Source organism: Haloarcula salina (assembly GCF_010119195.1).
Lineage (GTDB): Archaea > Halobacteriota > Halobacteria > Halobacteriales > Haloarculaceae > Haloarcula > Haloarcula salina.
In genome coordinates this window covers 24,183-37,508 of record NZ_WRXL01000009.1, presented here as the reverse complement: position 1 = coordinate 37,508, position 13,326 = coordinate 24,183, and the positions used below count along the sequence as shown (strand labels likewise).

The window sequence follows — 13,326 nt, the reverse complement described above, 5'->3', positions numbered from 1 at the left end:
GGAGCCGGAATTGGCCCGAGAGACGGAGTCAGAGCCGGTCTGCGACGGCTTCGATCGGATGGGGAGGAATGTCGTCGGCGCCGTCCCGGTCGCCGAGCTGTGACCGACAGGACCCACCCGGTGCGACGACGTAGTCGCCGTCGCTCTCGTCCACGTCTTCGAACAGCAGGCGGCCGATGGACTTCGAGAGGTCGTAGTGCTCGTCGTGGTAGCCGAAGCTGCCGGCCATCCCGCAACACGTCGAATCCAGCGGGTCCACCTCGTAGCCGACGCGGCGCATGACGCCCACGGCGTGGTGGTCCTTGTTCGTTCCCTTCTGATTGCAATGCCCGTGATAGCTCACCGCGTCCGCGGCCCCGAGCGAGCGGTCTTCGATCGGTAACGCTTCGTCGAGGCGGTAGGTGTCGAGGTACTCCATGACGCCGTAGGCGTTATCGACCACGGCCGTCACGTCGTCCCCGCTCAGGAGGTCGGGGTACTCGTCCTGGAACATCACCGCGTCCGAGGGTTCGACGAACACGACGTCCCACCCGTCGGCGACCCGATCCGCGAGGCGGTCGACGTTGGCGCGGGCCCGTTCCCGGGCGCGGTCGAGCATCCCCGTGGAGAACGCCGCGCGGCCAGACGGGGCCGTGTCCTCGGGGATGGCGACGTGGACTCCCGCGGCTTCGAGCGTCTCGATGGCGGCCTTCCCCGCGTCCGGGTACGAGTAGTTCGTGTAGGTGTCCGGGAACAGGAGCACCGAGCGGTCGGCGTCGGTCCGCGAGACGGTCGTTCCCCCGCGCGCCTCGAACCAGTTCACGAGCGTTTCACTGGTGAACGTCGGCAGTTTCCGCTCCGGGGCGATTCCGAACAGTTTCTGCATCGCCAGGCGTGCGCCGGGGAGTTCGGTCACCCAGTTCGATAGCGGCGCGAGCGCGGACCCGATTCGCGAGGCCGTGTCGATGTTGGCGAACAGTCGCTCTCGACGGTCCGTCCCGGACTCCCGGTGGTGCTGGTGTTTCACCTCGGCCTTGAGCTTCGCCATGTCGACGCCCGTAGGGCAGTCGCTCTTGCAGCCCTTACAGCCGACACAGAGGTCGAGCACTTCCGTCTGGAACCGCTCGGAGTGCAGTTCGTCCTCCGGGAGGTCGCCGCTGATGGCCGACCGCAAGAGGTTCGCCCGGCCCCGCGTCGTCTGCACCTCTTCCCTCGAGACGCGGTACGTCGGACACATCACCTCCTCCCCGGTCTGGCGACAGGTCCCACAGCCGTTACAGAGCTCGACGAGGGTGGAAAAGCCGCCCTCGTCTTCGAAGTCGAGGGTCGTCTGCGGTTCGAGCGACTGGTAGTCCGCTCCGTATCGGAGGTTCTGGCGCATGTCCGCCCCCACGCCGCGGTCGGCGTCCGGTCCGATGTCGGCCGGCCCGTCGCGGTAGACCACGTTCCCGGGGTGCATCCACCACTCGGGGTCGAACGCCGTCTTGACCCGCTTGAACGCGTCCCAGAGCTCTGGTCCGTACATCTTCGGGGTGAACTCCGTGCGAGCCATCCCGTCCCCGTGCTCGCCGGAAAACGACCCGTGGTGTTCGAGCACGAGATCGGTCACGTCGTCCGCGATAGAGTGCATCGCTTCGATACCGGCCTCCTCCTTGAGATTGAGGATCGGCCGGATGTGGAGCGTTCCGGACCCCGCGTGCGCGAAGTACGCGGCCGACGTGTCGTGGTCGTCGAGGACCGCTTCGAACTTCCGGACGTAGTCGGCGAGTTCGTCGGGCGGCACCGTGGCGTCCTCGATGAACGGGTACGGCTTGGGGTCGCCGTCCAGCGACATCAGGAGCGGAATCGCCGCCTTCCGGAGCTTCCAGAGCTCGTCCTGCGCCTCCGCCGTGTACGCCTCGACCACGTCGAAGGCCGCTCCCTCGCGGACGAACCGCTCGGTCGTCCGTTCGACGGCCGCCTCGAAGTCGTCGTGGAGTTCGGAGTCGAATTCGAGCATGAGCGCGGCGGCCGCCCGGTCCGGGATCGGTTCGACGTACTCCGCGTAGCCGTCCGAGTCAGCCGCGAGTCGGAACACCTCGTCGTCCATCAGCTCCACGGCGCTGACGTCGTACTCCAGCGCGACGGGGACGGCCTCCATCGCGTCACCCAGCGTATCGAAGCAGTAGAGCGCCAGCGCCGTCTCCTCGGGCACTGTCACGAGCGACACCTCCGCCTCGACGATGACGCCGAGTGTCCCCTCGCTGCCGACGAACAGCTTCGCGAGGTTCATCACTCGGTCGCCGTCCTCGTTCTCGTAGACCACCCGGTCGAGATTGTAGCCGGTCACGCGGCGCTTGAGGTCCGGATACCGGGCTTCGATCTCGTCGGCGTTGTCCTCGACCACCTGTCGAACGGTGCGGTAAATCTCTGCCTCCCGGTCGGCCTTCGAGACGATCTCGTCCCATTCGGGCGAGTCGAGGACGACTTCCCGCGCGTCGATGACCGACCCGTCCGAGAGGACGGCGGTCACGGCCTCGGTGTAAGCGTCGGTGATGCCGTACCTGACGGAGTGCGCGCCGGTCGAGTTGTTCCCGATGCCGCCGCCGACCGAGGCGCGGTTGGACGACGCCGGATCGGGCGCGAACTTCAGCCCGTACTCGGCGAGCGCGTCGTCCAGGTCGTCCTGCACGACGCCCGGCTGGATTCGGGCCGTCTGTTCGTCCGGGCGGACGTCGAGAATATCGGTCAGGTGCCGCGACAGATCCAGGACGACACAGCCCGGTCCGACGGTCTGTCCCGCCAGCGACGAGCCGGTCCCCCGCGGAAGGACGGGTACGCCGTGGCTCGTCGCCACGTCGACCGCCGCCCTGACGTCGTCCACGTCGGTTGGAAACACGACGCCGGCCGGTTCGGCGCGGTAGATACTCCCGTCCGTCGCGTACAGGACGCGAGCGTACTCGTCGAACTCGACGCCGCCGTCGACGCGCGACCGGAGGGCAGTCGCCAACTCGCGGTACGCATCGGCGTCGCGTCGGTCGATATCGAGCTCCTGCACTGACCAGGACTGGTCGACGTTCTCGATGGCCATAGGAGAATTCCGCAGTAATAATAATTAAATCCTGTGGGACGTGCTCACACGAGACTCGGTCACGACACGCGCGAAGCCGTCACTCCAGTCACGGGCGGGGACCGCCGACGATAGCCCTGCTAACGGTGTCTCAGCGTCGGTGATGGAGCAGACTGCAAAAACTGGAGCGCTCAGTTTCCGACCGCGGTCGCTCGCTCGACGACGTCTTCGCCGTACATCGCTTCGAGGTCGTCGTGTTGGTCCGGCCGGTGCTCGTAGACGTCCTGAAACAGCGCGACGGGCGTCTGGGACGCCTGATAGGTGGCTTCGTCCCACATTCGGTCTTTGCTGATCTCGACCGTGACGCCGTCCACGACCAGCGTGGCGGACTGGGTCATCGCGATCGCGCCCTTGCCGGCCGCTTTCGCCGCCTCGAACTCCTCCATCGAGTCGACGATGTCGTTCATGCTGGGGACGTAGGCGGTCCGGTCCAGCAGTTCCTCGCGCAGTTCGTCCGCCGTGAGTTCCAGTCGGTCGCCGCCGGCTTCGAGGGCGAACTGTCCGTCGCCGGTTTCCTCCAGAGAGAGGGCGTCGCCGTCGTAGACGTGTCGGCCGTCCACCGCGTCGAGTTCCACGTCCTCGTCGCCCACCGACAGGAGCCAGCGCCCGGACTCCGGCGGGAGCGGGGCCGTGTTGGCCTCGACGACTTGTCCGGGGGTGAGCGACCAGATGCCGGTCATCCCCTTCGCCCGGTTCTCGGTCATCCGCTCTCGGTACCCCTCGTCGTCGCGGATGTCGTCGTACGGTCCGTCGACTGCGATGAGGCCCGCTGCGCTCGCCCCGCGGGAGGTGTTGTGGCGCAGTTCGGGCCACGGCGGCAGTTCCCCGGTCGGCGTCATGGCTCGCATGTCCTTCGTGTAGTCCACCTCGCCGTCGACGAGGAGGAACAGCCGTTCGAGGGTGTTCGACGGCTTGCCCATCTCGTCGCGGAGATCGCCCATCGCCAGTTCGGCCTCCCCGCTCTCGACGATGACGGACATCGACAGGCTCCCCTCCGACAGTCCGTGCTCGTGCTCGATGATGGTGAGGAACTCGTCGGCCTTCTTCCAGTCGTCGACGTCGCCCACCTCCGGGATGACGAACCCGTCGATGTGCTCGACGGCCCCGTTTTCCGGGTCGGCGATCTCCAGCATCTGTTGGAAGCCCTGGTAGCGCGTGGTCGGCGACTCCCGGTGCCAGACGACGCGGGGATGGATCTCGCCGGGGAAGTCGCCACCGTGCTCCGAGACGACCTCGACGATGTTCTCGACGCCCTCGTCGCGCATGTTCGGCGCCGTCGCGTCCTCGTTGTCCGGAACCCAGACGTCCGGGGCCTGCAGGCCACGGAGCTGGCCCGCGCTTCGGAGCATCTTCGCCGAATCGTCTTCGCCGTCTACCGCGGTCGGCGACGTAAAGAACGTCCGCACGAACTCGCGTTCGTAGTGTCGCTGTACACTCATATCTCGTTTATCGAGATCGAACGAATCCTAATAAATCTATTGCCCAGAACTCTGCCGACTCTCTGCTAATCAGATGATGGCCCCCGACTGGAGGAGCGCGACTAACACGGTCAGGACGACGACGCCCAGGACCGTCGTCACGTAGATCGTAGTGCTCAGATACTCCGGGGCAGTGATACCCTCGATCACGCGCCCGTCGGCGTATTCGATAGTCAGCGCCAGCGGGATGACGGCTGCGGGCGTCGCACACTCCAGGACGAACACGCGAGCCACTGTCGGATCGTCGAATCCGAGTGCGAGCGCGATGACGACGCCGACGAGCGGCGCGACGCCGAGTTTCAATACCGACGGCGTGACGGTCCGCGAGACGGCAGAAACGTCGGTGTCCGCCAGTTGCACCCCCAGTATGAGAAGCATTATCGGAATCGACGAATCGCCGACGAGTTGGAGGGTGTCCATGAGAGCGGTGTCCGCCGCCGGCACGAACCCCCCGGCTCGGAAGAGAACCGCCGCGACGACGGCGTACACCAGCGGCAGCCTGAAGATCTCTGTGATAGAGCGGCGAACGCTCCGATCTGTCCCCTGTGAGGCGATGTACACCCCGAGCGTGTAGACGATCAGGTTCTGGATCGTGAGGTACAACACGGCCGTGGTCCGGCCGACCGCGCCGAACGCGAACTCCGACAGCGGGATCCCGATAAACCCGGAGTTGGGAATCGCTGCCGCGAGCATCAGCGCGCCGAGCAGCGGTCCCGACTCACCGGTCGCTCGACCGACGACCCAGGCGATACCAACCATTACGAGCGCGTACGCGACGACGCCGATACCGAGTTTGAGCACGGCCGTCCCGCCCAGTTGCGTCGTCGCGATACTGTGAAACGCGAGCGCCGGAACCAGCACGTAGAGCCCGACCGTGTTCAGCGACGCGACGTCGATATCGGTCGTCCGCGTCAGCAGATAGCCGACTGCCGAGATGGCGAGGATCGGCCCGACGGCTCCGGTGAACGCTCCGATCAGCGACATCGTCGGTGAGCAGGATCAGTCCACGACGTCAGGCGGTGCTGGTACGTGCGACGCTCGTCAGGGGGGAATGGCATCATCCGTCTACTCGAAACCTGGGCGCTACCGCCATATTACTCATTTGGTCCGTCGCAACTCGATACGAACGACTTCAGACCGCCCTCGAACGCTTTACCCAGCCGATTCGCGTGATGGCCTCCGCACCGAGTTGTCCCAGTAGTCCGGCGGCTTCGAGGTCGTGCTCCGCGAACGCGTCGAGGACGACGTCGCCGGCGCTGAGGACGCCGTGTTCGCCGATCGGGACGTACAGCCCCGACTGGAGGTCGCCCCGGTTGTGATCGTCCTCGGTGAGTTCGTGATCCGCGTGGAGTTCGGGCTCGCCGGTTCGGAACGTTCGCGCGGCGGGGGTCTCCTCGTCCACGGGGTAGTCGGGTCGATCTCCGGCCCGTTCCAGGCACTCCTCGGTCGCGACGACCGTCCGCAGGAGGTCGTCGTTCGGATCGACCAACCGTACCGTCGTGTTGACCAGGCCGAGGATGTTCTTCGCGGCGTCGGCGATGATCTCCGCCACGTCCTGCCGGGAACTCACGGACCGGAGCTCCTGGCTCGTCTGCCGGAGCACCTCGATGCGTTGTTCGCGTCGCTTGACGTCGGTGATGTCCTGAACGGTACCGTATAGCCACGGCGTGCCGTCCGCCGACCGGCGCGGCTCACAGCGCATCCTGATCGACCGCTCGGTCGTCCCCTTTCCGGTGAGCGCCACGTCGACGGTGAATGGCTTCGTTTCCGACGTTGCCTCCGCAAATCGCTGTCGTACCGTCTCTGCATCCGTCTCCGTATAGCGGGCGGCGAGCTCGCCGAACGAGAGCGTCCGACCCGGATCGATTCCGTGGATCTCTTTGGCTTGCCTGCTCCACCAGGTCTCCTCGGCGGCGACGTCGTGGGACCACACGCCGACGCCGGTGAGTCGCTGAAAACTCGACAGGAGCGCCAGACACTGCTCCTCGTCCAGTGACTCCACCGACTGTCCATCTCGTGAATTGCCCATGGTTATGTTAATCAATCACGAGGCGTCGGATAAAAACTTTCGTCTCGACGTCCGGTGCCGGCTTCGAGGCCGTTCGCGATGGGCCACATTCGTCCCGGCCGACAGTCGAGTCAGATATCGGACCATTTCGATGCCAGAATCAGTCCTCTCGTCCGTTGTCAACGACCGAGTACCGACAGTACTTGCGACGGACGTTCACATAATGCGAACAAATGGGTGGTAGCACGGTGACGTTCACATTATGGAAATCGTTATCAGACCGGCGCGGTATGTAGTCGGTATGATCGAGCGATCCGACGGCCGGACCCTCAAGACGACCCGGACGTCCCTGCGTATTCTCACCCTGATTCTGGAACACGACGGGCTGACGCTGGCCCAGCTCGACGGGATGGTCGAGAGTCCGAAGAGTTCGATCCTCAGCCACCTCAACACGCTCTGTGACAGCCGATATCTGGTGAAGTCGGACGGGACGTATCACGTGAGCTTCAGGGTGGCCCTGCTGGGCGAGACGGTCAGATCTCGGTATCCGAGCCGCGAATCCGTCAGGACAGTCCTCGAGGACCTGGCCGAGCGGACCGGCGAGGAAGCCAACTTCACCATCTTCGAACACGGACGGCTGCTGCTGTTCCACGGGACGTCGGGCAACGCGGCGACCGAGGAAGACGAGGCCGACTACCGCTCGGAGTACTACCTCCACAATACGGCGGCTGGCAAGGCGATCCTCTCGGAACTCGACCCGAAGCGAGTCGAACGAATCATCGATAAGTGGGGGCTACCACGGGAGTCAGAGGCCACGATCACGGCCCGAGAGCGCCTGTTCGACGAACTGGCGGAGACCGCGGACCGCGGCTACGGCGTCGTCGACGAGGAGTTCGCCCCCGGACTCGTCGCCGTCGGGGCAGCGATCCACAGCGCCGACGGCACCGTCCTCGGAGGATTGAGCGTGGGCGGCCCGAAGTATCGGGTCGATCGAACGCGCATCGACCACGAATTGGGCGAACAGTTGCTCGACGCCGTGCAGTCACTGGAATCCTCGCTCCGCTCGTAGTCGTCAGTCGACACAAAGAGATAACGGATGTACGCGTGTTATCTGATCGTTCGAGTACCGTCGATAGAACGTCGACAATCTTTCGTCGTATTATGCGAACGGACACTCGTGAGGTCGCCGCTCCTACCGTTCTGAGCAGTGAGTCGAGCGACGGAGACCTGGACGAACAGATTCGGCACAGCAGTATTCGCATTATGTGAATTTATCGCGGGTGTCTCCAACTTCCGCCCGCTTCAGTGACGGGTCGGGTGGCTCGTGGATTGACCGGCCCAATAACATGATTGTTTGTGGATAACTCGCATGCCACCTGTTGGAATCCGCTCGTACTCGAGCCCCACCGATCCAACATTATTAATATAGGAAAAGATTTAAATAGATTGTTGCTCGAATCTTTCATGGACGTTCCAAACATGACCAGAGATGCAGACGCGGTGGACGGGACCAGGCGAAGCTATCTGAAAGCAATCGGGACCGCTGGCATCGCTGCCGGGCTCGCCGGCTGTTCCGGTGGTGGCGGGAGCGGGGACGGGGGCGGAGGAAGCACCGGGAACGGAGACAGCAGCGGCGGAGGCGGTGACGGGGGAACTGAGTACGCCGCTATCGGGAACTTCCCACCCGAAGGGGATACCGTAGCCATCGGATTCAACGGACCGACTTCGGGTGCGTTAGGTCCCGACGGTCAGGACCAAGAGAAGGGCTTCGACCTGGCGGTGACGCACCTCAACGACGGGGGCGGACTCGTCGACTACTGGGACCGACTGAGCGGTGGCGGTATCATGGGCCACCAGATCGAGCCGTCCAAGGCCGACACTGCGGGGAGCGCTGACACCGCACAGGACAACATCGACCGGATGATCCAGCGGGACAACATCCAGTTCTGGACGGGCGGGATGTCCAGCACCGTCACGATGGCGATGCAGAACGTCGCACAGCGCGAGAAAGTACCGTTCATGGGTGGGAACTCCACCTCTGCGGGGATTTCCGGTGAGAACTGCTCGCGGTACTACTTCCACCCGACGTTCCACGCGGAGATCATCGGAATGGCGATGGGCGAGGCCGCGCCCGCCGTTCTCGGCGAGGATCGATCGCTGTTCCACATCTACATGGACTACTCTTACGGACAGTCGAACCGCGACGCCGCGCGCAAGTACCTCACAGAGCAGGGTCCGTGGGAGGACGCGGGCGGTGCCGCCATCGCTGAGGGCGAGACCGACCACAGCTCCCAGATCCAGGCGCTCGAAGACTCCGGCGCCGACACGCTGTACTTCTCCAGCTTCGGGAACTTCGCCGCCAGCGGCCTCGCTCAGCTGCGTGACGCGGGGCTGACAGACGACGTCGACGTCATCATCCCGCACGTCAGCGCGTTCACCCTCGACCCGCTCGGTGCGGACGCAGAGGGCGTCCTCGGCATGGAGCCGTGGAACCCCAACGCGGACAACGAGCCCAGTCAGGTGTTCGTCGAAGCGTATCAGGAGGAGTACGGCGAGACGCCCAATCAGAGCTCGATGCACACCTACGAGTCGATGATGGTCTACGCGGCCGCGGTCGAGGAGGCCGGCACGTTCCACCCGCCGACGGTGGTCCGAACGCTCGAGGAGTTCGAATGGAGCCTCGCGTGGGGCGACTCGGCGTACCGGACCTGCGACCACCAGGTCGAACGGCCGTGGTATCTCGTGCGCGGCGTCGGCGACGATCGCGCCGATGAACTCGGCATTCGGACGGAGATCGTCGAGACGACCGATCCGCTCGTCTACGAGTGCAGCGAGTTCCCGGCGTCCAACTGCGCGATGGGCGACAACCCCTACGGAGACGAGTAGCGACGGCGACTCCGCCGGCCCGCACCGACAGCCGACGGACAGTGGACGCGCGGCAGATACCTGGGCTCCGAGGTCTCAGCCGCGATGTCCCCGAGAGGTCTCGTGTCAGAACGACGGACTCGGGATACCCGCGTTCTGCCGTCCGAGGTCCACCGAAGCGCAAGATTAACATACCAGATGGAATCAGTACTAATCGGACACCCATGAGACGGATAATCACACCTGTACCGAGGTGGCAGAGATGAGTATCGACGGCATCGTCGGCTTCCTGTTCATCGCCTTGAGCGTCGCGTCCCTGTACCTGCTCGTCGCGGTCGGCCTCTCGATCGTGTTCGGGTCGCTCAAATACGTGAACATGGCTCACGGTGTGCTGTACCTCGCCGGTGCGTACATCGGCCTTCTCATCGCATCGAGCGAGGAGTACGGCGGGCTCCTGGGCGAAGCGGGCCAGGTCGGACTCGGCTGGGGGTTCGTCCCGGCGTTGATACTGACCCCCATCGTCATCTTCGTCCTCGGTATCGTGATGGAGCGGTTCGTCGCGAAACCGTTCTACGAACGCGACCTCCTCGACCAGTTGCTGGTGACGTTCGGCATCCTGATCGCCGCCCAGGAGGTCGTCGCCATCATCTTCGGTCGGACGGGGACGATCTACCCCCGGCCCGAATGGCTCACGGGCGCGATATCGCTTCCCGCGATCGGCACGCCCCCCGGGATGAGTGCGGCATCGACGATCCGCGTGCTGGTCGTCGCGCTCACGCTGTTCCTCATCCTCGCCATCTTCGCGTTCTTCAAGTACACCGACTACGGCCTCGCCGTGCGCGCGGGGACCGAGGACTCGGAGATGGCCCAGATGCTCGGGATTCGAGTCGGACGCCCGTTCCTGCTGATATTCGCCGTCGGGTCCGCGTACGCGGGGCTCGCCGGCGTTCTCGGGGGATCGCTGTTCAACGTCACCTCCGGCATCGGGATGGAGATCATCATCCCGTCGCTGGTCATCGTCATCATGGGCGGCGTCGGCAGCCTCAGAGGAACCGTGATCGGCGCGCTCCTCGCCGGACTGTTCTTCGCGACGGCCACGGAACTCGTCCCGAGCATGACCCGGGCCAGCATTTATCTGCTGGCGATCGTGGTCCTGACGCTCAGACCGAACGGGATCTACCCGTCGACGGAGATCGGACAATGAGCATGGACACGATTCGCAACAGCTTCGACGGCGACTCGTCGGTACTCAGCTGGGAGACGTGGAACCAGATCAAACACACCGAGCGGTTCGTCTTCCTGTCGTCGGTGTTGTTCGTCCTCCTGTTCTCGTACACGTTCGGCCGCGCCCCGGTCATCTCGGACGTGTTCCAGGGGTATCACGGACTCGCGATGACGATACTCATCTGGTCGATCTTCGCCCTCGGATTCAACCTTCTGCTCGGCCAGACCGGGCTCCTCTCGTTCGGCCACGCCATGTTCTTCGGGACGGCGAGCTACGCCGCGGCGCTGTTCGCGATTCACGTGTACAACGAGCCGCTCCTCGTCGTGCTCGTCGGGACGCTGGCCGCGGTCACGCTCGGTGTGGTCGCGGCGCTGATACTGCTGCGGCTCCACACGGTGTACTTCTCCATCGTCGCGCTCGCAATCGCCCAGTTCCTCTACTTCCTCGCTCGGGAGCCGCTGGTCGAGGTTACGAAGGGTATCAACGGGCTCGACATTCCGCGTGCCCCGCTCCTGGGGCTCGTCGAACTGGAGCACGAGTACAGCGGTCTCGTCGGTACGCTGCTGGTGAATAACCTCTACATCTTCATCGGGGCCTTCTTCGTCGCCGTCGTCGCGCTCATCACGCGGATTCGGAAGTCCCCCTACGGGCTGATATTCAAGGCGATCCGTGAAAACGAAACGCGGACGGCCTTCGTAGGTCTCGACGTCTGGCGATACAAGTTCGCCGCGTTCATCCTCTCGGCGGCGATCGTGGGGCTCGCCGGGGGACTGATGGCCGTCAATACGCAGTTCGCCGGCGTCGAACGGCTCTACTGGTCGGTCAGCGGCGACATCGTCGTGATGACCGTTCTCGGCGGGCTGGGGACCCTCGCTGGTCCCGTGATCGGGACGTTCGTCTTCTTCTACTTCAAGGGCATCGTCAACGGGTTCCCCACGCTCGGGAACTACTGGCTGCTCCTGCTGGCGCTGTCGTTCACCGCCGTCGTGTGGGCCTACCCCGACGGCATCTGGGGGATGCTGACCGACTTCACCGCCGCACTCCGCGACCCGAAGGAACTGCTGTCGAACGCGAGACAGCGGATTTCTGACCTCGTTTCGACCGGGGGTGACCGGTGATGGCGCTGCTCGAAACGCGGGGGCTGACGAAAGAATTCGGCGGCCTCACGGCCCTCGACGGGGTCGACATCGCCGTCGAGGAGGGCGAACTGGTATCGCTCATCGGCCCGAACGGGGCCGGCAAGTCCACGCTCATCAACACGATCACGGGTCAGCTCTCGCCGACAGCGGGTGACGTCACCTACGCCGGGACCGATCTCGTGGGGATGAAGCCGTTCGAGATCGCCCAACTCGGCGTCGGGCGGTCGTTTCAGACCGCGTCGATTCTGCCCGAACTCACAGTCCGCGAGAACATCCAGGTCGCGTCGTTCGCGGCGGAACACGGCTCGTTCAGGGTCAACTTCCTCCGCCGCCGAGATTCGTTCGACGCCGTCCAGGAGCAGACGAACGAGATTCTGGAGACCATCGACCTGGACTCCAAGGCCGACATGGACGCCCAGTCGCTCCCGTACGGCGACAAGCGCCGACTGGAAGTCGCCATCGGACTCGCGACCGACCCGGACCTGTTGTTCATGGACGAGCCGACCGCGGGGATGTCCCCGACGGAGACCGAAATGACGGTGGACCTCATCGGCGACCTCCTGACGGACTGGGGGATGACGATCTTCCTCGTCGAGCACGACATGGACATCGTCTTCGACGTCTCTGACCGTATCTTCACGCTCCATCAGGGACAACTGATCGCGCGGGGAACGCCGGAAGAGATCAGAGAGCACCCGGCCGTTCGAGAGGCCTACCTCGGCGGGGGTGACGGGGCGTGAGCCTCCTCCAGCTAGACGACGTCCACGCCCATTACGGGCCGAGTCACATCCTCCGCGGCGTCTCGCTCTCCATCGAGGAGGGCGAGGTCGTCACGCTCCTCGGGCGGAACGGTGCTGGCAAGACGACCACCGTCCGGAGCATCGCGGGCACCGAACCGCCGGTGATTCGGTCCGGAACGATCCGGTTCGACGGCACGGACATCACCGACTGGCCGGCCGACGACATCGCGATGGGCGGCATCGGCGTCGTCCCCGAGGGACGCCGGCTGTTCAGCGAACTGACGGTCGAGGAGAACCTCGAGATGTCCAAGATCACCCGCGGCTGGTGGAACAGGATCCGCCGCGGGGGGCTCGGCGGCGACGACAGCACGATGACGCTCGGGGAACTCTACGACCTGTTCCCGCGGCTGGAAGAACGGCGAGAGCAGGAGGCCGGCACGCTCTCCGGCGGCGAACAGCAGATGCTCTCGATCGCGCGGACGCTCCGATTGCCGGACCTGCAACTGTTGTTGCTCGACGAACCGACCGAGGGGCTGGCCCCACAGATCGTCGAGACGGTTGGCGATTCGATCGACGAGATCGCCGACCAGGGACTCACGGTGTTGCTCATCGAGCAGAACGTCCGCGAGGCGCTTCGGATCGCGGACCGCGGCTACGTCCTCGATCAGGGCGACATCGTCTACGAGGGGTCCGTCGAGCAACTCGAGAACGAGGACCTCGACGAGTACCTCGTCGTCTGACGAGAGGCTCATGGGGACGACGGTAGCCGATAGCATTATTTTG

General features: G+C 64.7%; 10 protein-coding genes. 6 read left to right on the top strand and 4 right to left on the bottom strand.

Annotated elements, in window-relative coordinates; translation table 11 throughout:
• Positions 1–28: 28 nt before the first annotated feature.
• The 4 genes from GM656_RS18290 to GM656_RS18275 all read right to left on the bottom strand — a co-directional run bounded on the left by GM656_RS18290 (position 29) and on the right by GM656_RS18275 (position 6,595).
• The gene (locus GM656_RS18290) at positions 29–3,049 is read right to left on the bottom strand and encodes an FAD-binding and (Fe-S)-binding domain-containing protein (protein WP_162415151.1); all 3,021 of its coding nucleotides are present in this window, start codon (positions 3,047–3,049) and stop codon (positions 29–31) included.
• Positions 3,050–3,219: 170 nt separating this feature from the next.
• On the bottom strand, positions 3,220–4,527 hold the full coding sequence (aceB, locus tag GM656_RS18285; protein ID WP_162415150.1) for a malate synthase AceB: 1,308 nt from the start codon (positions 4,525–4,527) through the stop codon (positions 3,220–3,222).
• Positions 4,528–4,596: 69 nt separating this feature from the next.
• On the bottom strand, positions 4,597–5,550 hold the full coding sequence (locus GM656_RS18280; protein ID WP_162415149.1) for an AEC family transporter: 954 nt from the start codon (positions 5,548–5,550) through the stop codon (positions 4,597–4,599).
• Positions 5,551–5,698: 148 nt separating this feature from the next.
• On the bottom strand, positions 5,699–6,595 hold the full coding sequence (locus GM656_RS18275) for a GAF domain-containing protein (RefSeq protein WP_162415148.1): 897 nt from the start codon (positions 6,593–6,595) through the stop codon (positions 5,699–5,701).
• A gap of 280 nt (positions 6,596–6,875) precedes the next feature.
• On the opposite strand from GM656_RS18275, the gene GM656_RS18270 reads away from it, so the two are divergent.
• From GM656_RS18270 to GM656_RS18245, 6 genes are all read left to right on the top strand, one after another.
• A complete protein-coding gene (locus tag GM656_RS18270; RefSeq protein WP_162415147.1) occupies positions 6,876–7,643 on the top strand; it encodes an IclR family transcriptional regulator in 768 nt (255 codons plus the stop codon).
• A gap of 395 nt (positions 7,644–8,038) precedes the next feature.
• Positions 8,039–9,460, top strand: a complete 1,422-nt coding sequence (locus GM656_RS18265) for a substrate-binding protein (protein ID WP_206673741.1) — start codon at positions 8,039–8,041, stop codon at positions 9,458–9,460.
• 241 nt (positions 9,461–9,701) lie between these two features.
• Positions 9,702–10,643, top strand: a complete 942-nt coding sequence (locus GM656_RS18260; protein WP_162415146.1) for a branched-chain amino acid ABC transporter permease — start codon at positions 9,702–9,704, stop codon at positions 10,641–10,643.
• On the top strand, positions 10,640–11,782 hold the full coding sequence (locus tag GM656_RS18255; RefSeq protein ID WP_162415145.1) for a branched-chain amino acid ABC transporter permease: 1,143 nt from the start codon (positions 10,640–10,642) through the stop codon (positions 11,780–11,782). Before GM656_RS18260 ends, GM656_RS18255 begins: the two co-directional genes overlap by 4 nt.
• Positions 11,782–12,543, top strand: coding sequence for an ABC transporter ATP-binding protein (locus GM656_RS18250; protein ID WP_162415144.1), 762 nt, complete (start codon positions 11,782–11,784; stop codon positions 12,541–12,543). The genes GM656_RS18255 and GM656_RS18250 overlap by 1 nt, the downstream gene beginning before the upstream one ends.
• Positions 12,540–13,283, top strand: coding sequence for an ABC transporter ATP-binding protein (locus GM656_RS18245; protein WP_162415143.1), 744 nt, complete (start codon positions 12,540–12,542; stop codon positions 13,281–13,283). The genes GM656_RS18250 and GM656_RS18245 overlap by 4 nt, the downstream gene beginning before the upstream one ends.
• The last annotated feature ends 43 nt before the right edge of the window (positions 13,284–13,326 follow it).